This window comes from Rhizobium sp. H4, from assembly GCF_003013335.1.
GTDB lineage: Bacteria > Pseudomonadota > Alphaproteobacteria > Rhizobiales > Rhizobiaceae > Rhizobium > Rhizobium sophoriradicis.
The window spans coordinates 331,849-356,547 of the sequence record NZ_PSOW01000005.1 but is presented as its reverse complement, the minus strand read 5'-3'; the positions used below and the strand labels follow the sequence as shown (position 1 = coordinate 356,547).

Here is a 24,699-nt window from a genome sequence, read left to right as displayed (position 1 = left end):
GCGCTGTCACCGGACGCCGAAACCCTATGCGCGGTCGAGTCGGGCCTTTTCCGTCATGCGCCAGACTCGCGGCGTTTCACCGGCATATTTCAGGAAGAAGCGCGAGAAATACGCGGGGTCGGCAAAGCCGAGGCGGAATCCGATTTCCTGAACGCTGCCCAGAGTAAAGACCAGCTGACGCTTCGCCTCCTCAATGAGTTTGGCGGCGATCAACTCGTGCGGCGTGCTGCCGGTCATCGACCGGACGATCCGGGTGAGATGCGTCGGCGACACCCCGAGCTCCCTGGCATAGAAGGATGCAGGCTTGTGGGATCGAAAATGCTGTTGAATGAGCTCGCCCAGCATGTCCATCCGTCGCTCGTTTTCGCTTGAGGCAAGCTCGCTCGAATTACCGTCATGAGAAATCCGCGCTGTCAGCCGCAGCGCCAAGGCGACGTAGGCTGCCAGCACTTCGTTGCGGCCGCTGCGGCGGTTTTCAAATTCGTCGCCTAGTCGCCGCAACGTCTGCATGACATGAATGCCGTCGGCATCACGCGGATCGAGCGGCGTCAGATGCGGCGCCGCCAGCCATTCGCCGAGATGGCTGCGCTCGCCGGGCGGATGGCTGAGATGGGATCGCAATATGGTGATGACAAGACCGTCGATATCGCGTGAGAAGCGAAAGCCGTGATGGAGGCCGGGCGGAACCGTAATGACCGCCGGCGGACGGATGACATGGCGCCTGTCGCCGAAGATCGCATCACCCGAACCGGCTTCGATGTACAATATCTGAAAGAAGCTCTCGTGGCGGTGCAGTGCAATTTCCCATTGATGCAAGCTGCTCCGGGAGCGAATTGTTTCGCAATGCAACCAAAATTCCGGCGATCGTCCGACGTTTTCGCCGTAGAGCTCGTAAGTCGGTATATGCCTGCTCATTGGCTCCCTCCCGCGCGGATGTTCGATTAGTGCAATTTTTTGGCCGGAATGTCCATTGTGGCGATCCGGTCGGCGCGGCAGAATCTGATAAAACGCAAAAAGCTGGGAGGAAGCATTTGCGAACTCAAGTCGCCATCATCGGTTCGGGACCAGCCGGCTTACTGCTGGGTCAGCTTCTGACCGAAGCCGGCATCGACAATGTCATTCTCGATCGCGTCAACAAGGATTACATCCTCGGCCGGGTGCGCGCCGGCGTTCTGGAGGAAGGCACTGTCGGGCTGCTGGACCAGGCCAAAGCCGGAGCGAGACTGCATGCCGAAGGCCTGCCGCATGACGGCTTCTCCCTCGCTTTCGACGGACGCGACCATCGCATCGATCTGCATGAACTCACCGGCGGCCGGCGCGTCACTGTCTACGGCCAGACCGAGGTGACGCGCGATCTGATGGCGCAGCGCGAAACAAGCGGCGGCCTGTCGATCTACGATGCCGCCGATGTTACGCCGCATGGTTTCGATGGCCGCTCTCCATTCGTGACCTATACAAAGGACGGCGCTGCCAGGCGCATCGATTGCGATTTCATCGCCGGCTGCGACGGCTTTCATGGCGCGAGCCGCAAAGCCGTCCCGGAACGGGCGATCCGAAGTTTCGAGAAGGTCTATCCGTTCGGCTGGCTGGGTCTGCTTGCCGACGTGGCGCCGGTGAGCGCCGAGTTGATCTACGCCAACCATCCCAGGGGCTTTGCGCTCTGCTCAATGCGTTCGGCGACACGCAGCCGCTATTATCTCCAATGCCCGCTCGACGAGAGGGTCGAGGACTGGAGCGACGACCGCTTCTGGGACGAGCTCAGACGGCGCCTGCCGGCGCATCACGCCGAGGCGTTGAAAACCGCGCCGTCCTTCGAGAAATCGATCGCGCCTTTACGCTCCTTCGTCGCCGAGCCGATGCGTTTCGGCCGGCTTTTCCTGGTCGGCGACGCCGCCCATATCGTGCCGCCGACCGGCGCCAAGGGGCTGAACCTTGCGGCCAGTGACGTGCATTACCTTTTCTCCGGGCTGATCGAGCATTACCGCGAAAGCTCGGATCATGGCATCGACGCCTATTCGCAGGTTGCACTTGCCCGTGTGTGGAAGGCGGTGCGGTTTTCCTGGTGGATGACGACGATGATGCATCGTTTCCCCGATACCGGTGATTTCGATCAGAGGATTCAGGAGGCGGAGCTCGACTATCTCACGCATTCCCGCGCCGCCTCGACGGTCCTTGCCGAAAATTATGTGGGGTTGCCATTCTGAAGGATTGCGGATGAAGGCTGCGCGCATCCGCAGAACCACCGAGTGCTCGGGACGCAGAACCATAACCAGGAAATCATGTGTTTGGGGATTTATTTCATTTTACATCACCATTTCGCATGAGAAGCTAACATGAAATTCAATACGGCGCCGGAGTACGCCGAAAAGGGAGAGAGAAAATGAGGAAGCTGTTTCTGGCCGCCGCTGCGGCAATCGCCATCGGCACGAGCGCCTATGCCGACACCATCAAGGTCGGCGTCATCGGCCCATTCTCCGGTCCGTTCGCGCTTCAGGGCAAGAACTTCAAGGCCGGGATTGACGCCTATATGGCCGCTAACGGCAGCAAGGTCGGCAACGACACGGTGGAGATCGCCTATCGCGACGTGCCGCAGGCCGATCCTGCCCAATCCAAGGCGCTTGCCCAGGAACTGATCGTCAAGGAAAAGGTCCAGTATCTCGCCGGCTTCTATTTCACCCCCGACGCCATGGCGGTGACACCGATCCTCAAGCAGGGCAATGTGCCGATGATCATCATGAACGCCGCCACCTCGGCGATCGTCACCAAGAGCCCGCTCGTCGTGCGCACCTCGTTTACGACCTGGCAGACCTCGACGCCGATCGCCAAGGTCGCCTTCGACGCCGGCGTCAAGAAGGTAATCTCGGTCGTCAGCGATTACGGCCCTGGCGTCGATGCCGAGAATGCCTTCAAGACCGGCTTCGAAAAGGCCGGCGGTCAGGTGGTCGAGGCCATCCGCATGCCGCTTGCGACCAACGATTTCAGCCCGATCATGCAGCGCATCAAGGATTCCGGCGCTGAGGGCGTCTTCGCCTTCCTGCCGTCGGGACCGACGACGCTCGGCTTCGTCAAAGCCTATAATGAGAATGGTCTGAAGGCTGCCGGCATCAAGTTCTTCGCGCCCGGCGACCTGACCCAGGAATCCGACCTGCCGGCGCTCGGTGATGCCGCACTCGGCATCCAGACGACCTTCCACTATGCCGTGTCGCACGACTCGCCCGAAAACAAGGCTTTCGTCGAGGCGGCCACCAAGGCGATCGGCAACAAGGCCGAACTCTCCTTCCCCGCAGTCAGCGCCTATGACGGCATGTATGTCATCTACAAGATGATCGAGGCGACGGGCGGCAAGCAGGATGCCGAAAAGGCTGTCGATGCGGTGAAGGGCCTTGCCTGGGTGAGCCCGCGCGGCCCGGTTTCGATCGATCCGGAAAGCCGCCACATCACGCAGAACATTTATCTGCGCGAAGTCGCCAAGGCCGACGACGGGACCTACATCAACAAGGAGGTCCAGACATTCGAGAAGCAGGGCGATCCGGGCCTCGCAGCGGCCAAGTAACATCCGGCGTCAGAACATGCGGCGGACTTGGAATCCCAGGTCCGTCGCATTCAAGCAGGTAGTTCCATGCAGACAGTCTTCAGCATAGCCGTCGACGCGCTTGCCTATGGCATGGTGCTCTTCGTGATATCGATCGGCCTTTCCGTCACCATGGGGCTGATGCGCGTCGTCAACCTCGCGCACGGCGCCTTCGCCATGATCGGGGGCTACATCGCCTCCTATGCCGCACGTGACCTCGGCCTCGGTTATGCCATGGCAATCATCGCTGCCGTGGTTGCTACGATCATCATTGCAATCCCTCTCGAGCGCTTCCTCTATCGCCGGATCTACGGCGCGCCGGAACTGACCCAGGTGCTGATGACGATCGGCATCACCTTCTGCATCATCGGTATCGCCAATTACCTCATGGGACCAACGCTGAAGACCATACCGCTTGCCGCGGCGCTGCAGGGTTCGGCCGATCTCGGCTTTCGCACCATCCCCGTTCACCGGCTTTTCGCGATCCTCTGCGGCCTGGCCGTGGCGCTGGCGCTCTGGTTCGCGATCGAAAGGACCAGCTTTGGCGTCAAGCTGCGCGCCTCGGTTGATGATGCGGCGATGGCGGCGGCACTCGGCGTACGCACCGAGATCATCTATGCGGTGAGCTTTGCCATCGCCGTCGGGCTTGCCGCCTTCGGAGGCGTGGTCGGCGCCGAACTCCTGCCGGTCGAACCCTATTACGCGCTGCGCTACATGGTGACTTTCCTGGTCGTCGTCTCCGTTGGCGGCGCCGGCTCCATTCCCGGCGCGCTGATCGCCTGCCTGCTGCTCGGCGCGATCGATACGACGGGCCGCTATCTGATGCCGGAGTTCGGGGAATTCTTCTTCTATCTTGCCGTGATCGCGATCATCTGCGTCTTCCCGCGCGGCCTTGCCGGGAGGGCGAAGTGAGATGGCGCTTGTGTTGAACAACGAAAACGGACGCCTCCAGCAACGGCGCAATTATGTCAGCCGCGATCTCGCCGGCATCATGGTGATCATCGCCGTTGCCGCCATCGGCTATTTCGCCTTCCCTGATAATCTCGCGCTTCTGACGCGGATGATCACCATCGCGCTGCTCGTGCTCTCGCTCGATCTCGTGACCGGTTATTGCGGCGTTGCAACGCTCGGCCATGCAGCCCTGTTCGGCTCCGGTGCCTATGCCGCCGGCATCCTATCGGCGCATTGCGGCATCAATGATCCGCTGCTGATGCTGCTTGCCGGCATTGCCGGCGGCGTAGCTTCCGGACTGCTCAGCGGCGCGATCATTCTGCGCGCGCATGGCCTGCCGCAGCTCGTGCTGTCGATTGCCCTCATCCACCTCTTCCACGAATTCGCCAACAAGGCCTCCTCATGGACAGGAGGCAGCGATGGACTTTCCGGCATCGCGCCCGATCCGGTCCTCGGCTTTTTTGAATTCGATCTTTATGGCCGCACCGCCTTCTTTTTCGGAATGACGCTGCTGCTTGTTGTCTTCGTGCTGCTGAGATTGCTGGTGCGTTCACCCTTCGGCATGCTCTGCCGCGCCATCAAGCAGGACCCGTTGCGTATCCGCGCCATGGGTGGTTCGCCGAAGGGCGCGCTCATCAGGATGTACGCCATCTCGGGCGCGGTTGCCGGGGTCGGCGGCGCCTTGAACGCGATCTCGACGCAGGTCGTCGGTCTGGACAGCCTGTCCTTCACGCAGTCGGCGGAGGCGCTTGTCATGCTCGTGCTCGGTGGGACCGGATCTCTCTTCGGGGCGCTCTCCGGCACGATCATCTTCATGCTCTTCGAGGACTATGTCTCGGCCGCCAATCCCTTCCACTGGCTGACCATGGTCGGTGCGCTCTTGATCGCCGTCGTGCTCTTCGCGCCGAAAGGGCTTTACGGAACGGCCGCAAATTTCATTGACCGCCGCAGGGAGCAGCGCTCATGAGCCATGTGTTCGAAGTCGCCAATCTCCGGAAAGCCTTCGGTGGCCTTGCAGTCACCAACGATGTTTCGCTGGCGATGGCGCCCGGCGACCGCGTCGCGCTGATCGGCCCGAACGGCGCCGGCAAGACCACCTTCGTCAACCTCGTCACCGGCAATCTCCCCCCCGATTCCGGCGAGGTCCGCCTTGGCGGCGAAACGGTGACGGCAGTCAATGCGATCGGCAGGGTCAAACGCGGCCTCGTCCGCTCCTTTCAGGTGACACGGCTTTTCCAGGACATGACGCCCGCCGAACATGTGGGGCTCGCTGTCCTGCAGCGGGACGGAAAGACCTGGAACATGTTCGGAAATTTCCTCTCGATGCCCGATGTCATGGCCGAGATCGACGACCTCCTGGGAAAGCTCGGACTGACGCCGCTGATGCATCGCAAGGTCAGCGAGATTGCCTATGGGCAACAGCGGCTTCTGGAACTCGCCGTCGCTCTGGCGCTGAAACCGAAGGTGCTGCTGCTCGACGAGCCGGCCGCCGGCGTGCCGCAGAGCGATACCGGCCGCATCGAGCAAGCGCTGGCCGATCTGCCCGCCGATCTCGCCGTGCTGATGATCGAACACGACATGGATCTTGTCTTTCGTTTTGCCAAACGCGTCATCGTGCTGGCAGCCGGCGCGATCATTTTCGACGGCCGACCTGAGGACGTCACCAGGGATGCGCGTGTGCGCGAGGCCTATCTCGGGAGTTATGCCAATGCCAGCCCTGTCGCTTAAGGTCGAAAATCTGTCGGCCGGATACGGGCCGACGCGGGTGTTGGAAGGCATTTCCTTCTCCGTGCCGGCAGGCGCAAGGCTCGCCGTGCTCGGCCGCAACGGCATGGGCAAGACAACGCTGCTGGCGACGCTCGCCGGTCAGACCCGACGCTATGAGGGCCGCATCACCCTTGGCGATACGGATGTCACAACAGCACCAAGCGCAACACGCGCGCATAAGGGTCTCGGCTATGTGCCGCAGACACGCTGCGTCTTTCCGACGTTGACGGTCGAAGAGAACCTTTTCGTCGGCTTGAAGGCGCGGCCGAAAACGGCGCTGGAGGAAGCCTATGCACTGTTCCCGCGCCTGAAGGAGCGCCGCCGCAACCTCGGCAACCAGCTCTCCGGCGGCGAACAGCAGATGCTTTCAACGGCCCGCACCATTCTCGGCCGCCCGTCCGTGCTGCTGCTCGACGAACCGCTCGAGGGGCTTGCCCCCGTTATCTGCGAGGAACTGATGGCAGCCTTCGCCGGACTCGCCAAGTCAGGCGACATGACCATCCTTCTTGTCGAGCAGCGGATCCAGAGCGCGCTGGATTTCGCCGATCAGGTCGTCATTCTCGAACGAGGGCGGCTGGCCTGGGCGGGAACGCCGGCGGACCTGTCCAGGGACCACGAAGCCGTCGAAAGCCTGCTCGGAGTGGGAGGCCTGCATTGAAGCAATCAATGCCGTATCGTCATGATGACGTCATCATGAGCCCGGCATTATTACGCTGCCTGAAATATTTCCGCTGGCCGAAATTGACGAAATCTTGAACAGGCAGAAAATACCGCATTCCCCAAAGCGGCATCAGAGTAAGACAGACATAAATATTCATTTCCAAGGGAATAGACGCCTGCGTCGCTCCCTTTACTTGGATCATTGAACTCCAGATAAATTGCGTCTGTTGGGTTTACAGGCTGAATTGATCGGACGCTCGTCAAAATCTCGTTGCCAAGCACCCGATAGGGTTGCATGTTTAAACAGAACTTCAGACGGGAGGTAGAAATGGCAAACCACAAGCCGGTCGCAGCGGACGTATACCAGCCCATTTTCGACATCGACAAGCCGGTTGACGGCAACATCCTGGACGGTTCCAGGGATGCCGACGGAGATCTTGTGCGTCTCAACTTCGTCAACGGGCAGCGAATTCCGCAACCGGCCACTCCGGACGGACCGGCCACGACGACGACGATCGAGGGAAAATACGGCACGCTGACCATCTATTCCGACGGCTACTATACCTATGAACTCGATCACTCCAATCCGGTGGTATCAGCGCTCGGCCCTGGAGATCAACTCCTCGACCAGTTCAATTTCAAGATCTCGGACGGCAAAGGCGCCACCGACTTCGGCTTGCTCAATATCACTGTCGATCTGCCGGAGCGTGGCGACATCTTCGTGAATTTCGAGGATGTCGGCAAATATGATTTCCCCACAGGCTACAAGGGCTTCGATTGGGGCGCTTGGCACGATGGTGACGATGCAGCGATACAAAAGGAAGCCGACGGCAACCATTATCTGTTAGGCGGCGCATTCTGGACACCCATCCAGGCCGCCGATGGCGGCACCTTCCAAATAGAGCAATTCAGCGTGGCAAATGGCACATCCGATTATGACAACGTTCTGACGATCGAAGGTAGGCTGAACGGCGATACCGTGTTCTTGGTTACGGTCAACGTGACCGCTGACAGCATTCATGACCCGCAAGTGATTGATCTCAGCGCCTATGGCCAAATCGACTATCTCGTGCTCGACACCGAGCCCGTCATCAACGAAACGAGCGGCCCCGATTATTATGGCGCGCAATACGACAACTTCCACTTTGTCGTTTGAGAGAGAGGAAGCGAGCGCCCCATTGCCAAACATTGCATCTTTTCCAGCGCTCGCTGCAGCGACGATCCAGTAGCGATTTCTTGCGATAGCTGATCCACCTGCAGCCTGATAGCGTTAGATCGTCCGAGGAGGGACGATTATGCTGGGTTGGAGGAAATGATGCAGTCAATGGGAATCAGGTTAGCCGCGGTCATGTTCTCGCTGGCCTTATGGGCTCTAATTATTGCCGCTGCATCCCATCTTTGGGCAATGAAAATGCCCATATTGCATTTTGTGCTGTACAGATAGTGCTGCCTCCCGCGTTGGCGAGGCAAAAAGGCCAGCCTTGTTACCTACGCGCGCGTTTCAACGGAAGACCAGGCAACTGAAGCTCAGGAGCCTGAATTCCGCTCAGCCATCTGCTTGAGGAAATCGAGATCGTGCGGTCACGGAGCGCTCATTCAATCATTGCGCAATGGCGAAGGCCGCTGCCACAATCCCTTTGTCTAACACTGCACATTTTTCGCGCAAAATGCTTATGCAGCCGATTTCGAAAGCAAGCCGGCAATCCCCTTTCGAGATAAATCAACCAGTTACGATCTGGCACACTGCTTGCTTCGATATCTGTGAGTTGGTGGCTAGGGTTCCGGCGCTCCGTACGGGAGCGTGCTGGTCCGAGAGCCACCACCGGCTGGGAGAGAAATCCCACCGGATGCACGGCGGGACAAAAGCCCGGGAGACCTCGTAAGCCAAGGGATTGGCGGCGCGATGGTCTTTGCCGATCCCTTTTTGAAAAAGCAAAAGGGGAATTTCTATGCAGACTTTTTCGAAGATTCTTTCCGTAGCGGCCCTTTCGGTATCGTTGGCTTTCGGGTTCGGCTCTGCCGCCGGGGCGGCGCCGAAAACCAGCTTCAAGGTCGCCTGGTCGATCTATGTCGGGTGGATGCCCTGGGGCTATGCGAGCGACCACGGCATCGTCAAGAAGTGGGCCGATAAATACGGCATCAACATCGAAGTCACCCAGTTCAACGACTACGTCGAGTCGATGAACCAGTATACGGCGGGCGCCTTCGATGCCGTGACGCTCACCAATATGGACGGTCTCTCGATCCCGGCCGCCGGCGGGGTCGACACGACGGCCGTCATCGTCGGCGATTTTTCGAACGGCAACGACGCCGTGATCCTGAAGGACAAGCCGAGCCTTGGCGACATCAAGGGTCAGAACGTCAATCTCGTCGAGTTTTCCGTCTCGCACTATCTGCTCGCCCGTGCGCTCGAAAGCATCAAGCTGAGTGAGCGCGACGTGAAGGTGGTCAATACATCGGACGCCGACATGGTCGCAGCCTACAAGACGCCTGATGTCAGCGCCGTCGTCAGCTGGAATCCGCTCGTCTCCACCATTCTGGAGGATCCCAGCGCCAAGAAGGTTTTCGACAGCTCGCAGGTCCCGGGCGAGATCATCGACCTGATGGTCGCCAACACCGACGTGCTGAAGGAAAATCCGAACTTCGGCAAGGCGCTCGCCGGCATCTGGTACGAGACGGCCGCACTGCTGCGGGCCGACACAGCCGAAGGCAAAGCCGCCCGCGAAGCCATGGGCTCTGCATCCGGCACCGACCGTGCCGGCTTCGAAGCCCAGCTCGCCGCAACCAAGCTATTCGACAAACCGGCCGACGCCGTTGCCTTCACCGCTTCGCCCGGCCTGCCGAAGACCATGGATCTCGTCCGCAGCTTCCTTTTCGAGAAGGGTCTGCTCGGCAATGGGGCGCCGTCTGCTGACGTGATCGGCATTGAGATGCCCGACGGCAAGGTGCTGGGTGATACCGGCAACGTGAAGCTCCGCTTCACCGAGACCTACATGAAGTCAGCGGCCGACGGCTCGCTCTGATCAGAACGGCGGCGCGGTTCGGCCGCGCCTCCTCTCCTTCTCAGCGGAGCATTTCCCATGCGTTGGATCAACACGAGGCCGAGCCGGGGTGCGCAGCTTGCCTTGACGCTGCTGCCCTTCGTGCTGCTTGCCCTTGCCTATGCCTTCGGCTCGGCTGCGCGACTGGCGGAAAACGCCAATGACAAGCTTCTGCCGAGCCTTGCGGGCTTCGCCGATGCGATCAACCGCCTGGCCTTCGTTGCCGACCAGCGCACAGGAGACTATCTGCTCTGGTCGGATACCGGAGCAAGCCTGATCCGGCTGCTCTCCGGCCTCGGCATCTCGACGGCGATCGCGCTTCTCATCGGCATGCTGATCGGCATGCTGCCTTATCTGCGAGCACTGCTCGCCCCCTTCATCGCCGTGATTTCCATGGTGCCGCCGCTCGCCCTTTTGCCGATCCTCTTCATCGTCATGGGGCTCGGCGAAACCTCGAAGATCGCCCTCATCGTCATCGGTGTAGCGCCGACGATGATCCGTGACCTGGCTCTGAAGGCGCTGGAGCTGCCGCGCGAGCAGATCGTCAAGGCCGAGACGCTTGGCGGCTCCTCCTGGCAGATCGGCCTGCGGATCGTGCTGCCGCAGGTCCTGCCGCGGCTGATCACTTGCCTCCGACTGCAGCTCGGTCCCGCCTGGCTGTTCCTCATTGCTGCCGAAGCGATCTCTTCGGATTCCGGCCTCGGCTACCGTATCTTCCTTGTCCGCCGCTATCTGTCGATGGATATCATCTTCCCCTATGTCGTCTGGATCACGCTGCTTGCCGTGGTCATGAACGCCCTGCTCGACCGCTTGCGGATCGCCGTGTTTCCCTGGTCGGAGCTGGAGAAGCAGGCATGAGCGAACTGAAGATCGAACGGGTCTGGAAAGAATATGGCGACCAGATCGTGCTGGAAGACGTGTCGCTCACCGTCGCTTCGCGCGCCTTCGTCGCCCTTGTCGGCCCCTCCGGCTGCGGCAAGACGACGTTTCTGCGCATGCTGCTCGGCCAGGAGCAGCCGACGAAGGGTAAGATCCTGCTCGACGGCGAGCCTCTGCCGTCGGAGCCGGGGCCGGATCGCGGTGTCGTCTTCCAGCGCTACTCCGTCTTCCCGCATCTGACGGTGCTCGGCAATGTGCTGCTCGGCAGGGAATTTTCCGCCGCGCGCTACAGGGCCAAGCTCTTCGGCGCGGCCCGCCGCAATGCGCTTGAGGAAGCGGGCCGGCTGATCGCCGAGGTGGGTCTTGCCGGTTCCGAAGGCAAATACCCGGCCCAGCTTTCGGGTGGCATGCAGCAGCGCCTTGCGCTGGCCCAGGCGCTGATCATGAAGCCGAAAGTGCTGCTGCTCGACGAACCCTTCGGCGCGCTCGATCCGGGCATCCGCGCCGAGATCCACACGCTGATGAAACGGCTCTGGCATGAGACGCAGATGACCGTCGTCATGGTCACGCATGACATGCGCGAAGCCTTCACGCTTGCGAACCGCGTCGTCGCTTTCGAACGCCGCCGCAACCGGCCGGAGGAAAGGGAGCGCTACGGCGCTACCATCACCAAGGATATTTCCATCTGGCCGCCGCGCCTTGCCGGCCAGCCATCGATCTTCAGCCCCGACCGGGACGGCCCGGTCGCTTCCCTGGGGCACAGCCGGGACGACCTGGCACCATCAGGAGAGATGCAATGATGCATGTGGGACGCTCACCCGAAGAAATCGCCGCCAACCGCGCGCGATATGAGGAGCATCAGAAGAAGGGGCTGGAATTCGCCCCCAAGGCGCTGCCCGGCCCCAGCCCCTTGCCGGCGCCGGCCATCGACGCCGCCGCTATCATCCACCGGGAAACCGTCCCCGGCGGCTGGTATTGGTCGACGAAAGTTTCGCGCGGCGAGGCGATCCGCATCGATCAAGCGGAGGGCAATTCCACCCTGGCGCTCGTCGCCTGGAGCGCCGCCGATAGCAGCGAACGGATCAATCTCGTCGATACCGCCAAGGTCCAGTGGACGACGGCGCTCGGCAAGGGGCGCGTGATCTTCTCCGACATGGGTCGCGTCATGTTCTCGATGATCGAGGACAGTTCCGGCGCCCATGACTGCCTGATGGGCGGCTCGAACGCTGCCTCGAACGCAGCGAAATATCCGGGCGAAAAGACGCGCAACACGCGCGACAACTTGATTCTCGTCGCCGGCAAGCTCGGTCTTACCCGTCGCGATATCCCCGGCATCCTCAATCTCTTCGCACCCGTGCGCCTTGCCGAGGCCGGCGGCTTCGCCTGGCTGGGTAAGCGTTCCAACAGCGGCGACTATGTCGATCTCCGTGCCGAGATGGACGTGCTGGTCGGCTTTTCCAATTGCCCGCATCCGCTCGATCCGGATCCCATCTATCAGCCGAAACCCGTTGTCATCACGCGCTACAAGGCGGCAGTCCCCGCTGAGGACGATCTTTGCCACACGGCAACCGCCGAAGCGGTGCGCGGTTTCGAAAACAACGCCTTGATGCAGGCCTGAGGAGAAGACGATGTCCGATTTCATCCAGACCTCCCCTGCCCGCGCCGTGGAAAATGCCGCGCAGGATCACTTCATCGCAGCCGAAGCGCCGTGGTCCGGCATCGTGCGCAAGGGCCAGATCATCCGTATCGAGGATAGCTACGGCCAACAGGCGATCGACACGCTTTTCTATCGCGCCGATGATTTCTCCGAGCGCTATTCCAACCAGGACACGATGCGCATGCAGGGCGCCGCCTATGTCGGCATCGGCACGAAGATCATGTCGAGCGAAGGCAATGTCATGCTGACCATGACGGCCGACAGCTGCGGCCGCCACGATACCTCGGCCGGCGCCTGCTCCTGCGAGAGCAATACGGTGCGCTTCGGCCACGGCACGAAATACCTGCATGCCTGCCGCGACAACTTCCTGCTCGAAGTTTCGAAACACGGCATGGGTAAGCGCGATATCGTGCCGAACATCAACTTCTTCATGAACGTGCCGATCCAGCCGACCGGCGAGATGACGATCGTCGACGGTATTTCCGCGCCCGGCGACTATGTCGAACTCGTCGCCGAGATGAATGTGCTCTGCGTCATCTCCAATTGCCCGCAGGTCAACAACCCGTGCAACGGCTTCGATCCGACACCGATCCGGGTGCTGATCTGGGATGGCGAGGCCTGATCATGTTCAAGAAAATCCTGATCGCGAACCGCGGCGAAATCGCCGTGCGGGTCATCAAGACGCTGCAGCGCATGGGCATTGCCTCGGTCGCCGTCTATTCCGATGCCGACCGTTTCGCCAAAGCGGTGATGATGGCCGACGAAGCCGTCCGTCTCGGCCCGCCGCCGGCCGGCGAAAGTTACCTGAATGTCGATGCCGTCATCGCCGCGTGCAGGTCGACGGGAGCGGAAGCCGTCCATCCCGGCTATGGTTTTCTCTCCGAAAATATCGGTTTTGCCGAGCTGCTTGCCGCCGAAGGCATCGCCTTCATCGGCCCTCGGCCGGAGCATCTATCGGCCTTCGGCTTGAAACATACGGCCCGCGAACTCGCCAAGGCGAGCGGCGTACCGCTTCTGCCCGGTACGGGCCTGTTGTCGAGCGCCGAGGAAGCGCTTTCCGCAGCGGAAGCGATCGGCTACCCGGTGATGCTGAAAAGTACGGCCGGCGGCGGCGGCATCGGCATGCAGCTCTGCGCCGATCCGGAAAGCCTGAGGGCTTCGTTCGAGAGCGTGCAGCGCACGGCGCGCGCAAGCTTCGGCGACGCACGCGTCTACATAGAACGCTTCGTGGCGGAGGCCCGCCATGTCGAGGTGCAGATCTTCGGCGACGGCAGAGGCAACGTCATCGCGCTCGGCGAGCGGGACTGCTCGCTGCAGCGGCGAAACCAGAAAGTGGTCGAGGAGACCCCTGCCCCCGGTCTTTCAGCTGCAACCCGTGGCCGCCTGCACAAGGCAGCCGTCGATCTCGGCGCTTCGGTTTCCTATGAATCGGCAGGCACGATCGAATTCATCTACGATCCGCTGCGCGAGGAATTCTATTTCCTTGAGGTCAACACGCGTCTTCAGGTCGAGCATCCCGTCACGGAAGCCGTGTTCGGCATCGACCTCGTCGAGTGGATGATCCGCCAGGCCGCGGGCGAAGACGTGCTCTCCGGCGCCAAAACACTAGGGCCGAAAGGTGCAGCGATCGAAGTGCGCGTCTATGCCGAGATGCCGCATGCCGACTTCCGCCCGAGCGCTGGGCTGCTGACGGAGGTCGTCTTTCCCCAGGACGCGCGCATCGACGGCTGGATCGAAACCGGCACGGAGGTGACGCCCTTCTACGACCCGATGCTTGCCAAGGTGATCGTCTCCGCCGAAGACCGCCCGACGGCGATCGAAAAGCTGAAGAAGGCTCTTGCGGAAACATCGATATCCGGCATCGAGACCAATCTCGATTATCTCAGCGCAATCGCCCATTCGGATCTGCTCGCCAGCGGCAAGGTGGCGACGACGGCTCTGCGCGATTTTTCCTTCGTGCCTGACGTCATCGAGGTGATCGCGCCCGGCGCCCAATCAAGCATTCAGGAACTGCCGGGCCGGCTTGGCCTCTGGCATGTCGGCGTGCCGCCGAGCGGCCCTATGGACGAGCGCTCCTTCCGCCACGCCAACCGCCTCGTCGGCAATGGCGACACGGTTGCAGCACTGGAACTGACGGTGTCCGGCCCGGTGCTGAAGTTCCACACCGATACGGTGGTCGCGCTTGCCGGCGCCAGAATGGCGATGAGCGTCGACGGCGAGACAATGCCGCATGACGTGGCCGTGACGATCCGCGCCGGTCAGATCCTCTCAATCGGCAGCATCGACGGGCCGGGACAGAGGGCCTATCTTGCCGTCGCAGGCGGTATTGCCGCCCCGCTCGTGCTCGGCTCCCGCGCCACCTTCGGCCTCGGCCAGTTCGGCGGCAACGCCACCGGCACGCTGAAGACCGGCCACGTTCTGCATCTTGCCCGCAAGGCCGCGGCCGAGCCGCCGATGCCCGCGACGGAGCCCGCTGAACTGACGCGGGAATGGGATGTCGCCGTTGTCTACGGTCCGCATGGGTCGCCGGATTTCTTTCAGGACAGCGATATAGAAACGCTGTTTTCGACGAGCTACGAGGTGCATTTCAACAGCGCCCGCACGGGGGTGCGCCTCATCGGCCCCGCGCCGAATTGGGCGCGTAGCGACGGCGGCGAGGCTGGCCTTCATCCCTCCAACCTGCATGACAATGCCTACGCCATCGGCGCAATCGACTTCACGGGCGACATGCCGATCATCCTCGGGCCCGACGGGCCGAGCCTCGGCGGCTTCGTCTGCCCGGCGGTGATTGCCCGTGACGAGCAATGGAAGATGGGTCAGTTCAAGCCTGGCGACCGGATCCGCTTTCATCCCGCCGTGCGGCCAGAAGATCCGGTCGCCGGCCCAGTCGTGCATCGGGCAAGGGAGGAGGCGGGCTCGCCGATCATCGGCAAGCGCGACGACGGCCCGGTCCCCGTCGTCTATCGCCGCCAGGGCGACGACAATCTGCTCGTCGAATATGGACCGATGACGCTCGACATCGCCCTGCGGCTGAGGGTGCACCTGCTGATGCAAGCCGTATCGCAGGCACGGCTGCCCGGGATCATCGATCTCACGCCCGGCATCCGCTCGCTGCAGATCCACTATGACGGCACGACACTGACCCGCAAGCGCCTGCTCGGCCTCCTGGCAGAGATCGAGGCGGGCCTGCCGGCCGCGCAAGACGTCAAGGTGCCGAGCCGCATCGTCCATCTGCCGCTTTCCTGGAATGACCCGGATGCCGAGCTCGCCATGCGCAAATATCAGGAACTCGTGCGGCCAAACGCGCCCTGGTGCCCTGATAACATCGAGTTCATCCGCCGCATCAACGGTCTGCCGGATGAACAGGCGGTGCGCGATATCGTCTTCGACGCCAGCTATCTCGTGCTTGGGCTCGGCGATGTCTATCTCGGCGCACCGGTCGCGACACCGGTCGATCCGCGCCATCGGCTGGTGACGACAAAATACAATCCGGCCCGTACCTGGACGCCGGAAAATGCCGTCGGCATCGGCGGGGCCTACATGTGCATCTACGGCATGGAAGGCCCTGGCGGTTATCAGCTTTTCGGGCGTACCATCCAGGTCTGGAATACATGGAGGCAGACGCCGGTGTTTGCCAAGGACAAGCCGTGGCTGCTCGACTTCTTCGATCAGGTCCGCTTCTTCCCCGTCAGCCACGAAGAGCTGACCGAAGCCCGCGCCGCCTTTCCGCACGGAGGATATCCGGTCAGGATAGATGAAAGCGAGTTCTCCTATGGCGCCTATGAGACCGGGATTGCCCGCGAGGCCGCCGCCATAGGCGCCCTTAAAGCGAGGCAGCAGGCTGCATTCGAAACGGAGCGGCAACGCTGGAAGGAACTCGGCCTCGACAGCTTCACCGTCGATGAGAGCACCGGCGCCAGCCTTACCGGCGAGATACCGCAGGGTTGCTTCGGTGTCGAAAGCGCCGTGCCGGGCAACGTCTGGAAGATCCTCGTCGAAGAAGGGCAGCCGGTGGCCGCCGGCGACACATTGGCCATCATCGAATCCATGAAGATGGAAATCAACGTCACCGCACATGCCGGCGGCCGCGTCCGCGATCTGCGCGCCGGCCCCGGTCGCAATGTCAAAGCCGGCGATGTGCTGGTCATTCTGGAGGAAATCTAATGCTCCCCACCATTCTTGATCTTGCCTCGCTGCGGTCCGCCTATGTGGCGGGCCTGTCCCCGCTCGAGCTGGTGGAAGAGGTCATCGCAAGATGCAGTGCGTCCGACGATCCGGCCATCTTCATCACGATGACGCCCGAGGAAGAATTACGCGCCGCCGCCCGCGAGCTGGTGGCCCGCGCGCCCGAACCGAACAGCCTGCCGCTCTGGGGCATTCCCTTCGCCGTCAAGGACAATATCGATGTCGCCGGCCTGCCGACGACGGCTGCCTGCCCAGCCTTCGCCTATCACCCGCAGGCGGATGCGACAACGGTTGCACGGTTGCGGGCGGCCGGCGCCCTCGTGATCGGCAAGACCAATCTCGACCAGTTCGCAACGGGGCTGAACGGCACGCGCTCGCCGCACGGCGCGCCGCGTTCGGTTTTCGATCGCAACTATGTCTCCGGCGGCTCCAGCTCTGGTTCGGCCGTCGCCGTGGCGGCCGGTCTGGCAAGCTTCTCGCTCGGAACCGACACGGCCGGTTCCGGCCGCGTGCCGGCCGCTTTCAACAACCTCGTCGGCATCAAGCCGACGCCGGGGCTGGTGCCCAATGTCGGCGTGGTGCCGGCCTGCCGCAGCGTCGATGTCGTCACCGTCTTCGCCGCGACGGTCGGCGACGGCATCGCCATCCGCGGGATCATGGAAGGCTATGACGCCCGGGATCCGTTTTCACGGCAAGCCACACCGGCGAGCCTGCCGTCGACGCGCCCGCGCATCGGTGTCCTCGATGGTGCGGAACGGGAATTTTACGGCAACAGGCAGGTGGAGGCGCTCTATGACGCGGCAATCGAAAGGGCGCGGTCGCTGGGTGCGGTGATCGTGCCCTTCGACTACGCGCCTTTCCGGCAGGCGGCCGAGCTGCTCTACAATGGCCCCTGGGTCGCCGAGCGGCTGGCGGCGGTCAAGGAATTCCTGGCAACGAATGACGGCGACTTCGACCCGACGGTGCGAGTAATCATCGAAGGGGCAAAGGCCTACGATGCCGTCGACGCCTTTGAGGGCCGCTATAGGCTGGAAGCATTGCGGCAGAAAACAAGGGCCGAATGGGAGAAGGTGGATTTCCTGATGCTGCCGACATCCCCCACCACCTACAGCGTCGAAGAAATGCAGGCGGACCCGATCGTCAAGAACAGCCATTTCGGCCGCTATACCAATTTTGCGAACTTGCTCGATTGCGCGGCGATCGCCATTCCCGCCGGCTTTGACGCAGACCGTCATCTGCCTGCAGGCGTGATGCTGGTGGGACCCGCCTTCACCGATGATGCGCTGGCGCCCTTTGCCGACGCCCTGCACCGCACGGCGGAAGCGGGAATGGGTAGGGACCGCAACATAGCGCTGCCAGAGGAAAGCCGCGTTTCACCGCCGGCCGACGACTTCGTCCCGATCGTCGTCGTCGGTGCCCATCTGACTGACATGCCGCTGAACCACGAACTGACGCGAACGGGCGGATACAGGTTGAGAACGGGACGAACGGATGGCAGCTACCGCCTCTTTGCCCTCCCCGGCACGATCCCGCCCAAGCCCGGGCTGGTGCGCGATCCGGCCTTTGCCGGCGATGGCGTGGAGATCGAGATCTGGGCGCTGCCACCGGCCGCATTCGCCCGTTTTGTCCAGAACATTCCAGCGCCGCTCGGCGTCGGCAAGATCACGCTCGACGACGCGAGTTGCATCACGGGATTCCTGTGCGAGGCGCATGCGGTCACGGGCGGCCGGGAGATCACCGAATTCGGCGGCTGGCGCAACTATGTTCGCTCAATCAGTCCGGTGGCGTGAAGGGAGAGAGGATGCGAGGATTTCTATCGAAGGCAGCACAGCTTCTTCTGAGGGGTCTCATTGCCAGGACCTGCGCGATCTCGGCGAACAAGCCTCAAAAAGGCATCGGTCCGGCCGCAAATTGATGCTTTTCGCGCGCACTAATTTTCCCTACTCACTGCTTGAAAGCAACGAGAGGTGCGGCGATGGCGATGCCATTCTACTGGAACGAACTCAATACCGGCGATTTCGCCGGCCTTTCGCCCGACACGACCATTGCCATCCTTCCGATCGCCTCTACGGAACAGCACGGTCCGCACCTGCCGATCGCGACCGATGTTGCAATTGCCAACGGCATGCTGGCTGAGCTTCGAAAGCAGAAGCCCGCCGATCTCGATTTCCTTGTTCTGCCGACGCAGGAGATCGGAAAGGCGAATGAACACGTTTATGGGCCGGGAACGCTGTCGCTCAGCGCAGAACTCTTGATTCCGGTCTGGACGGCGATTGGCGCCAAGGTGGCCGAAGCCGGCATCCGCAAGCTGGTGATCGTCAATTCTCATGGCGGCAACGTCGATATCATGAGCATCGTCGCGCGCGAACTGCGCGTGCGTCACCAGATGGCCGTCGTCTCCACGCAATGGGGCCGCTTTGGACACCCGGAGGGGATGATCGGCGAACAAGAGCTGAAATACGGCATCCACGGCGGCGAGGTGGAAACTTCGCTCATGCTCCATTTCCGGCCGGACCTGGTGCGGATGGACAGGGCGGAGAACTTCACCTCGAAGGCGGAGTGGATGCGCGGGCAATCGAAATACATCCAGCCGCTGCCGCCGCATTCGCTCGCCTGGATCGCCCACGACCTCAATCCCAACGGCGTCGTCGGCGACGCGTCGCTCGGCACCGCCGAGAAGGGCGAAGCGATCTGCCGCCACCAGGTCAAAGGGTTCATCGAACTGCTCCATGACCTGAAGCGCTACCCGCTTTCCAATCTCTATTCGAGATAGGTCTGCGCCGCGGCACCGCTCACATCGCTGCGGGTTTTTCCGCCGCGATGTGGCCTTTGGCCTGCAATTCCTCCACCAGACCGGCGAGTTCAGCCAGGAGATATTCGACGAAGAGACTGGTCGCGGAATCGAGCGGCGCGCGGGCGCGGGCAAAAAGCTTCATCGGCTGGTGGCGGGCATGCGGCTCCGCGATTGGCCGGAAGACCAACTCGCCCTGGCGGCATTCGGTGATGACGTCGAGCGGATTGAGGATCGTCAGCCCCGCTCCCGACTTGACCAGCTTCTTCAGCATCTCCGAGGCATTGGTTTCGAGCACCGGCTCGACATGCACGTCGAGGCGCGCGAGCGCCAGATTGATCACATCGCGCAGGCTGGTGCCTTGCTGCGCCAGCACCAGGCGCTCCTGGACGATATCCGCCAGGTTGATCGGGCCGGACCCGATCAGGTGGTGACCGGGGGGCAAAACCACACCGATCGGAATGTCGAAATTGCCAAGCGTCCGGATGCCGGGCGTTGCCGGAATATTGAAGCCAAGGCCGATATCCACCTCGCCTGAGATCACCGGGTTGACGGTCATCGTACCGGCGTCGTTGCGCAACTGCATGAAGACACGCGGATGCTCCGACTGGAACCGGGCAATGATGTCGGGCAGCGGACCTGCCGCCAGGCCAACCGTGGTGACGATGCGGACCTTGCCGGCCTGCTGCATCTTCAGGCTGCGGATGCGCCCCTCCAGCCGCTCGTAATTCTTCAGCACCTCGCGAATATGTTCGATGCAAAGTTCGCCGGCGGCCGTCAGCCGCAGACCGCGCGGCAGGCGCTCGAAGAGCGGCGCGCCCATCTCCTCCTCCAGCGCAAGAATTTGCCGGTTGATCGCCGACGACGCCACGTTCAGCCGCGCCGCCGCCTTGCGGATCGAGCCGGTGCGGGCGATCTCATTGATGTAGATAAGCTTTCTGGAATGCAGCATCGCAACCTCGTTGCATAAAAATAAAGCAGACGCACAAATTAGGCACAGGCTTTCGCTGAGATGCCGAAAAGGCATCATCGCGCACGAAATTTGATGCTTTTCAAAGAGCAACGCAACCGCTCCTATGAGGAAAATGGAACGTCGCGATGGGCGTTCCGCGCTCAGAAGGGGAACGCAGATCATGGCCGATGCACTGAAGAACTGGGGCCTTTCCGCACTTGCCGGTCTTGGCGGCGCGCTTGCCGCCATGGCCTCCGCCCATGCGGCCGACAAGGTGAGTTACGGCACGAACTGGCTAGCCCAGGCCGAACACGGTGGGTTTTACCAGGCGGTCGCCGATGGCACCTATGCGAAACACGGCCTCGACGTGACCATCGTGCAGGGCGGCCCGAACGCGGCAAACAGCGCGCTTTTGATCTCCGGCAAGATCGACTTCTACATGGGCGGCCCGCAGGGCGAAATCTCGGCCGTCGAACAGGGCATTCCGCTCGTCGATGTCGCGGCGATCTTCCAGAAGGATCCGCAGGTGCTGATCGCCCACCCGGACGCCGGCATCGAGAAATTCGAAGACCTCGCGAAGCTGAAGACGCTGTTTCTCGGCAAGGACGGCTACCTCACCTATTTCGAATGGATGAAGGCGAATTTCAAAGGCTTCAAGGACGAGCAATACAAGCCCTACAATTTCAGCCCGGCTCCGTTCCTCGCGGACAAGGAGTCCGCGCAGCAAGGCTACCTCACCTCGGAGCCCTATGAGATTGAGAAGCAGGCCGGCTTCGAACCTAAGGTCTTCCTGCTCGCCGACAACGGCTACTCTCCCTATTCGACGATGATCACCACGACGCAAACGATGATCGACAGTAAGCCGGATGTGGTTCAGCGCTTCGTCGATGCCTCCATCGAGGGCTGGTACAACTATCTCTACGGCGACAACCGCAAGGCGAACGAACTGATCAAGAAGGATAATCCTGAAATGACGGATGGTCAGATCGCCTATTCGATCGCCAAGATGAAGGAATACGGCATCATCGAGTCCGGCGACAGCCTGGACAAGGGCATCGGCTGCATCACCGATGCCCATTACAAGGCGTTCTTCGAAGAGATGGTCGCGATCAAGGTCTTCAAGCCGGAGACGGATTACACCAAGGCGTTTACGACGAAATTCGTCTGCAAGAGCACCGGCATGGCGATGAAGAAGTAGGCTGGCCGCACCCCCCAATGATCCGCCGCGGGTCGCGGCGGATTGCAACTTCCCGCATGAACGAGACAGGCAATGCCGTTAGCAGAAGCCCAGGCCGTATTCCCGCAAGAGACGCGCAAGCGGCCACTGGTCGTCATGCGCTCGGTTTCGAAGGTCTTTTCCAGCGGAACCGTCGCACTTTCGGACATGTCGCTCACCGTCGAAAGCGGCGAATTCGTCAGCCTCCTCGGCCCTTCCGGCTGCGGCAAGTCGACGGCGCTGCGCATCATCGCCGGCCTCGGCGACGTGACATCGGGGGCGATCGACTGGCCGAGTTCGCGCATCAATTCGAAAGGCCTGCCGGAGGGCGATATCGGCTTCGTCTTCCAGGAGCCAACGCTGATGCCCTGGAAGAACGTATTCGACAATGTCCACCTGCCGCTGAGGCTGAGGCGTGTTTCGAAAGCGGCAGCCTCCAAGCGGATCATGGATGTACTGACCACGGTCGGTCTGCAGGATTTCGCCAAGGCCTATCCGCGCGAACTTTCCGGCGGCATGAGGATGCGGGTCTCGATCGCCCGCGCGCTGGTGACGAAACCGAAACTTCTGCTGATGGACGAGCCCTTCGCCGCACTCGACGAAATCACCCGTCAGAAGCTCAACGACGACGTGCTGCGGCTCTGGAAGACGACCGGCATCACCGTCATCTTCGTCACCCATTCCGTCTTCGAGTCGGCCTATCTCTCGAACCGCATCGTCGTGATGAAGGCAAGGCCCGGCCGGGTGCACGCAGACGTCCCGCTAACGACCAGCCTGGAGCGCGATGCCTATTACCGCAGTTCCGAAGAATACAGGAAGGCCTGCGAGACGGTCTCCCATTCGCTCATCGGCGCAATCAATTCGGCTGGAGATCATTGATGAGCGACGAGACCGGCGCATCGCCCCATCCGGATGCCGCGAGCGCCAGGCGCCGCGATCTCGCCTTGCGGATCGCCGTTCCATTGCTCGTCATCGCTCTCCTCCTTCTGATCTGGTACGCCTATGTGAAACTGTCAGACGTGCCGCCTTATATCCTGCCGGGGCCAGCGGCTGTGGCGAACGCCTTCGTGACCGACTGGGCCACGCTTGCGCCCGCCTTCTGGGTCACCACCAAAATCACCTTCCTGTCGCTGATGCTGGCACTTGTCGGCGGCGTCGGCTTTGCGATCTTCCTCGTGCAATCGCGCTGGATCGAACTCGCCTTCTATCCGCTCGCGGTCATTCTGCAGGTGACGCCGATCGTCGCGATCTCGCCGCTGATCCTGATCTATGCGCCCTCGACGCAGGTGGCGCTTTTGATCTGCGCCTTCCTCGTCGCCTTCTTTCCGATCCTGTCGAACATGGTCCAGGGGCTGAAAAGCGTCGACCACAATCTCATCAATCTCTTCGAACTCTACGGCGCCTCCCGCTGGCAGGCACTGCTCTATCTCAAGCTGCCCGCCGCCCAGCCCTATTTCATGACAGGCCTTAGGATCGGCGGCGGCCTGGCGCTGATTGCCGCCGTCGTCGCGGAATTTGCGGCAGGATCGGCGGGTGCGGGTTCCGGGCTCGCCTTCCGGCTTCTCGAAGCTCAGTACCGGCTCAACATCCCCCGCCTCTTCGCCGCGCTGCTGATGCTTTCGCTTCTCGGCGTCGCGATCTTTGCCCTCACCTCGTTCATTTCCTGGCTTGCCCTGCACCGCTGGCACGAGAGCAGCCTGAAACGGGAAAACTGATGACCTATCCCTTCATCTCTCCGCCCAATGCCGGCCGCTTCGCACTGTGCAACGCGACGCTTCCCGCCGCCGCCACCGTCGGATTTGACGCGCCTGCCGTCGAAGGTCTGATCAAGGCCGATATCGTCATCACCAATGGCGTCATCTCCGCACTGCTGCCGGCGGGCGGAACGCCGGCGGAATTCGCGAGATCCGACCTGAAGGAGGGCATGGTCTGGCCGTGTTTCGCCGACATGCACACGCACCTCGACAAGGGGCATATCTGGCCGCGCAACGCCAATGCGGACGGCACTTTCATGGGCGCGCTGGAGGCCGTGCGCACGGACCGCGAAGCGAACTGGTCAGCGGCGGATGTCTGGAAACGCATGGAATTTTCGCTGCGCTCGGCCTATGCGCACGGCACCAGCCTGATCCGCACGCATCTCGACTCGCTGGCGCCGCAGCACCGCATTTCCTTCGAGGTTTTTGCCGAGATGCGCGAGGCATGGAAGGACCGGATCGCGCTGCAGGCTGTAGCGCTCTTCCCCATGGAAAATATGGCGGATGCGGCCTTTTTCGCCGACCTGGTTGCTGTCGTACGCGAAAAAGGCGGACTGATCGGCGGCGTCACCCGGATGACCGCCGATCTCGACAGCCAGCTCGACGTGCTTTTCAGGGCTGCCGCCGACAACGGCCTCGATGTCGACCTCCACGTCGACGAGACCGACGATCCCGCTGCCGAGACCTTGAAGGCGATTGCCGAGGCCGTGCTGCGCAACCGGTTCGAAGGCCAGGTAACGGCCGGCCATTGCTGCTCGCTCGCCCGCCAGGACGAGGAGGCCGCAAAGCGCACGGTCGAGCTCGTTGCAAAGGCCGGCATTTCCATCGTCTCGCTGCCGATGTGCAACATGTATCTGCAGGACCGCTACCCCGGCCGGACACCGCGCTGGCGCGGCATTACTCTCTTCAAGGAACTGGCCGCGGCCGGTGTGGCAACGGCGGTCGCCTCCGACAATACTCGCGACCCCTTCTACGCCTACGGCGATCTGGACCCGGTGGAGGTATTCCGCGAGGCGGTGCGCATCCTGCATCTCGATCACCCATTGGATACGGCCGCGCGCATCGTCACCACTTCGCCCGCCGATATTCTCGGCCGCTCCGATATGGGCCGCATCGCCGTCGGAGCCCCGGCCGATCTCGTGCTCTTCAGCGCCAGGCGCTGGAGCGAATTTCTTTCCCGTCCGCAGTCAGACCGCGTCGTCCTTCGCCGCGGCAAGGTGATCGACCGCAGCCTGCCGGACTATCGTGAACTCGACAGCGTCGTTGGAGCCTGAC

At 61.9% G+C, this 24,699-nt stretch carries 21 protein-coding genes and 1 riboswitch; of the genes, 19 read left to right on the top strand and 2 right to left on the bottom strand.

The features are described 5' to 3' along the window. Positions 1 to 24: 24 nt before the first annotated feature. Positions 25 to 915 carry a helix-turn-helix domain-containing protein gene (locus tag C4N04_RS10515; RefSeq protein WP_096764351.1) on the bottom strand — a complete coding sequence of 297 codons (891 nt, stop codon included), beginning with the start codon at positions 913 to 915 and terminating at the stop codon, positions 25 to 27. A 116-nt stretch (positions 916 to 1,031) separates the two neighbouring features. Between C4N04_RS10515 and pobA the strand changes: the two genes are divergently transcribed. The 15 genes from pobA (at position 1,032) to C4N04_RS10440 (ending at position 19,484) form a co-directional block, all read left to right on the top strand. Continuing rightward, positions 1,032 to 2,204 carry a 4-hydroxybenzoate 3-monooxygenase gene (gene pobA, locus C4N04_RS10510; protein WP_106795994.1) on the top strand — a complete coding sequence of 391 codons (1,173 nt, stop codon included), beginning with the start codon at positions 1,032 to 1,034 and terminating at the stop codon, positions 2,202 to 2,204. Between the two features lie 176 nt (positions 2,205 to 2,380). Beyond that, on the top strand, positions 2,381 to 3,553 hold the full coding sequence (locus tag C4N04_RS10505; RefSeq protein ID WP_106795993.1) for an ABC transporter substrate-binding protein: 1,173 nt from the start codon (positions 2,381 to 2,383) through the stop codon (positions 3,551 to 3,553). A gap of 66 nt (positions 3,554 to 3,619) precedes the next feature. After that, a complete protein-coding gene (locus C4N04_RS10500) occupies positions 3,620 to 4,483 on the top strand; it encodes a branched-chain amino acid ABC transporter permease (protein WP_097604040.1) in 864 nt (287 codons plus the stop codon). A gap of 1 nt (position 4,484) precedes the next feature. Continuing rightward, entirely contained in the window at positions 4,485 to 5,489 is a 1,005-nt protein-coding gene (locus C4N04_RS10495) for a branched-chain amino acid ABC transporter permease (RefSeq protein WP_106795992.1), read from the top strand. Beyond that, positions 5,486 to 6,250, top strand: a complete 765-nt coding sequence (locus C4N04_RS10490; RefSeq protein WP_077990433.1) for an ABC transporter ATP-binding protein — start codon at positions 5,486 to 5,488, stop codon at positions 6,248 to 6,250. Before C4N04_RS10495 ends, C4N04_RS10490 begins: the two co-directional genes overlap by 4 nt. Then, positions 6,231 to 6,947: an ABC transporter ATP-binding protein gene (locus C4N04_RS10485; RefSeq protein ID WP_106795991.1), complete on the top strand. Its 717-nt coding sequence runs from the start codon at positions 6,231 to 6,233 to the stop codon at positions 6,945 to 6,947. Before C4N04_RS10490 ends, C4N04_RS10485 begins: the two co-directional genes overlap by 20 nt. Positions 6,948 to 7,277: 330 nt before the next feature. Beyond that, positions 7,278 to 8,105 (top strand): VCBS domain-containing protein, encoded by an 828-nt coding sequence (locus C4N04_RS10480; RefSeq protein ID WP_106795990.1) that lies wholly within the window; start codon positions 7,278 to 7,280, stop codon positions 8,103 to 8,105. Positions 8,106 to 8,711: 606 nt separating this feature from the next. Then, a riboswitch (guanidine-I (ykkC/yxkD leader) is annotated at positions 8,712 to 8,825 on the top strand. 73 nt (positions 8,826 to 8,898) lie between these two features. Next, positions 8,899 to 9,972 carry a putative urea ABC transporter substrate-binding protein gene (locus tag C4N04_RS10475; RefSeq protein ID WP_106795989.1) on the top strand — a complete coding sequence of 358 codons (1,074 nt, stop codon included), beginning with the start codon at positions 8,899 to 8,901 and terminating at the stop codon, positions 9,970 to 9,972. Positions 9,973 to 10,029: 57 nt separating this feature from the next. Continuing rightward, positions 10,030 to 10,848 carry an ABC transporter permease subunit gene (locus C4N04_RS10470; protein WP_039621946.1) on the top strand — a complete coding sequence of 273 codons (819 nt, stop codon included), beginning with the start codon at positions 10,030 to 10,032 and terminating at the stop codon, positions 10,846 to 10,848. Continuing rightward, on the top strand, positions 10,845 to 11,669 hold the full coding sequence (locus C4N04_RS10465; protein WP_039621948.1) for an ABC transporter ATP-binding protein: 825 nt from the start codon (positions 10,845 to 10,847) through the stop codon (positions 11,667 to 11,669). The genes C4N04_RS10470 and C4N04_RS10465 overlap by 4 nt, the downstream gene beginning before the upstream one ends. After that, complete coding sequence (locus tag C4N04_RS10460) at positions 11,666 to 12,487, top strand: urea amidolyase associated protein UAAP1 (protein ID WP_009993031.1); 822 nt, start codon at positions 11,666 to 11,668, stop codon at positions 12,485 to 12,487. Before C4N04_RS10465 ends, C4N04_RS10460 begins: the two co-directional genes overlap by 4 nt. Positions 12,488 to 12,497: 10 nt before the next feature. Continuing rightward, a complete protein-coding gene (locus C4N04_RS10455) occupies positions 12,498 to 13,148 on the top strand; it encodes an urea amidolyase associated protein UAAP2 (protein WP_106795988.1) in 651 nt (216 codons plus the stop codon). Between the two features lie 2 nt (positions 13,149 to 13,150). Then, entirely contained in the window at positions 13,151 to 16,690 is a 3,540-nt protein-coding gene (uca, locus tag C4N04_RS10450; protein WP_106795987.1) for an urea carboxylase, read from the top strand. After that, positions 16,690 to 18,501 carry an allophanate hydrolase gene (gene atzF / locus C4N04_RS10445; protein WP_106795986.1) on the top strand — a complete coding sequence of 604 codons (1,812 nt, stop codon included), beginning with the start codon at positions 16,690 to 16,692 and terminating at the stop codon, positions 18,499 to 18,501. Before uca ends, atzF begins: the two co-directional genes overlap by 1 nt. A gap of 185 nt (positions 18,502 to 18,686) precedes the next feature. After that, positions 18,687 to 19,484, top strand: coding sequence for a creatininase family protein (locus C4N04_RS10440; RefSeq protein WP_088675100.1), 798 nt, complete (start codon positions 18,687 to 18,689; stop codon positions 19,482 to 19,484). Between the two features lie 19 nt (positions 19,485 to 19,503). Here C4N04_RS10440 and C4N04_RS10435 read toward each other — a convergent pair whose 3' ends face one another. Further along, positions 19,504 to 20,454 carry a LysR family transcriptional regulator gene (locus C4N04_RS10435; protein ID WP_088686153.1) on the bottom strand — a complete coding sequence of 317 codons (951 nt, stop codon included), beginning with the start codon at positions 20,452 to 20,454 and terminating at the stop codon, positions 19,504 to 19,506. 247 nt (positions 20,455 to 20,701) lie between these two features. Between C4N04_RS10435 and C4N04_RS10430 the strand changes: the two genes are divergently transcribed. From C4N04_RS10430 to C4N04_RS10415, 4 genes are all read left to right on the top strand, one after another. Then, entirely contained in the window at positions 20,702 to 21,652 is a 951-nt protein-coding gene (locus tag C4N04_RS10430) for an ABC transporter substrate-binding protein (protein ID WP_225881407.1), read from the top strand. 72 nt (positions 21,653 to 21,724) lie between these two features. Beyond that, on the top strand, positions 21,725 to 22,549 hold the full coding sequence (locus C4N04_RS10425; RefSeq protein WP_106795985.1) for an ABC transporter ATP-binding protein: 825 nt from the start codon (positions 21,725 to 21,727) through the stop codon (positions 22,547 to 22,549). After that, positions 22,549 to 23,385 (top strand): ABC transporter permease, encoded by an 837-nt coding sequence (locus C4N04_RS10420; RefSeq protein WP_106795984.1) that lies wholly within the window; start codon positions 22,549 to 22,551, stop codon positions 23,383 to 23,385. Before C4N04_RS10425 ends, C4N04_RS10420 begins: the two co-directional genes overlap by 1 nt. Next, positions 23,385 to 24,698: a cytosine deaminase gene (locus tag C4N04_RS10415; RefSeq protein ID WP_096764358.1), complete on the top strand. Its 1,314-nt coding sequence runs from the start codon at positions 23,385 to 23,387 to the stop codon at positions 24,696 to 24,698. Before C4N04_RS10420 ends, C4N04_RS10415 begins: the two co-directional genes overlap by 1 nt. Position 24,699: the final 1 nt, after the last annotated feature.

Excerpts from the sequence above, each read along its gene's own strand:
- C4N04_RS10515 (WP_096764351.1), bottom strand. The coding sequence starts at position 915 with ATGAGCAGGCATATACCGACTTACGAGCTCTACGGCGAAAACGTCGGA.
- C4N04_RS10505 (WP_106795993.1), top strand. The coding sequence starts at position 2,381 with ATGAGGAAGCTGTTTCTGGCCGCCGCTGCGGCAATCGCCATCGGCACG.
- C4N04_RS10500 (WP_097604040.1), top strand. The coding sequence starts at position 3,620 with ATGCAGACAGTCTTCAGCATAGCCGTCGACGCGCTTGCCTATGGCATG.
- C4N04_RS10495 (WP_106795992.1), top strand. The coding sequence starts at position 4,485 with ATGGCGCTTGTGTTGAACAACGAAAACGGACGCCTCCAGCAACGGCGC.
- C4N04_RS10490 (WP_077990433.1), top strand. The coding sequence starts at position 5,486 with ATGAGCCATGTGTTCGAAGTCGCCAATCTCCGGAAAGCCTTCGGTGGC.
- C4N04_RS10485 (WP_106795991.1), top strand. The coding sequence starts at position 6,231 with ATGCCAGCCCTGTCGCTTAAGGTCGAAAATCTGTCGGCCGGATACGGG.
- C4N04_RS10480 (WP_106795990.1), top strand. The coding sequence starts at position 7,278 with ATGGCAAACCACAAGCCGGTCGCAGCGGACGTATACCAGCCCATTTTC.
- C4N04_RS10475 (WP_106795989.1), top strand. The coding sequence starts at position 8,899 with ATGCAGACTTTTTCGAAGATTCTTTCCGTAGCGGCCCTTTCGGTATCG.
- C4N04_RS10470 (WP_039621946.1), top strand. The coding sequence starts at position 10,030 with ATGCGTTGGATCAACACGAGGCCGAGCCGGGGTGCGCAGCTTGCCTTG.
- C4N04_RS10465 (WP_039621948.1), top strand. The coding sequence starts at position 10,845 with ATGAGCGAACTGAAGATCGAACGGGTCTGGAAAGAATATGGCGACCAG.
- C4N04_RS10460 (WP_009993031.1), top strand. The coding sequence starts at position 11,666 with ATGATGCATGTGGGACGCTCACCCGAAGAAATCGCCGCCAACCGCGCG.
- C4N04_RS10455 (WP_106795988.1), top strand. The coding sequence starts at position 12,498 with ATGTCCGATTTCATCCAGACCTCCCCTGCCCGCGCCGTGGAAAATGCC.
- uca (WP_106795987.1), top strand. The coding sequence starts at position 13,151 with ATGTTCAAGAAAATCCTGATCGCGAACCGCGGCGAAATCGCCGTGCGG.
- atzF (WP_106795986.1), top strand. The coding sequence starts at position 16,690 with ATGCTCCCCACCATTCTTGATCTTGCCTCGCTGCGGTCCGCCTATGTG.
- C4N04_RS10440 (WP_088675100.1), top strand. The coding sequence starts at position 18,687 with ATGGCGATGCCATTCTACTGGAACGAACTCAATACCGGCGATTTCGCC.
- C4N04_RS10435 (WP_088686153.1), bottom strand. The coding sequence starts at position 20,454 with ATGCTGCATTCCAGAAAGCTTATCTACATCAATGAGATCGCCCGCACC.
- C4N04_RS10430 (WP_225881407.1), top strand. The coding sequence starts at position 20,702 with ATGGCCTCCGCCCATGCGGCCGACAAGGTGAGTTACGGCACGAACTGG.
- C4N04_RS10425 (WP_106795985.1), top strand. The coding sequence starts at position 21,725 with ATGCCGTTAGCAGAAGCCCAGGCCGTATTCCCGCAAGAGACGCGCAAG.
- C4N04_RS10420 (WP_106795984.1), top strand. The coding sequence starts at position 22,549 with ATGAGCGACGAGACCGGCGCATCGCCCCATCCGGATGCCGCGAGCGCC.
- C4N04_RS10415 (WP_096764358.1), top strand. The coding sequence starts at position 23,385 with ATGACCTATCCCTTCATCTCTCCGCCCAATGCCGGCCGCTTCGCACTG.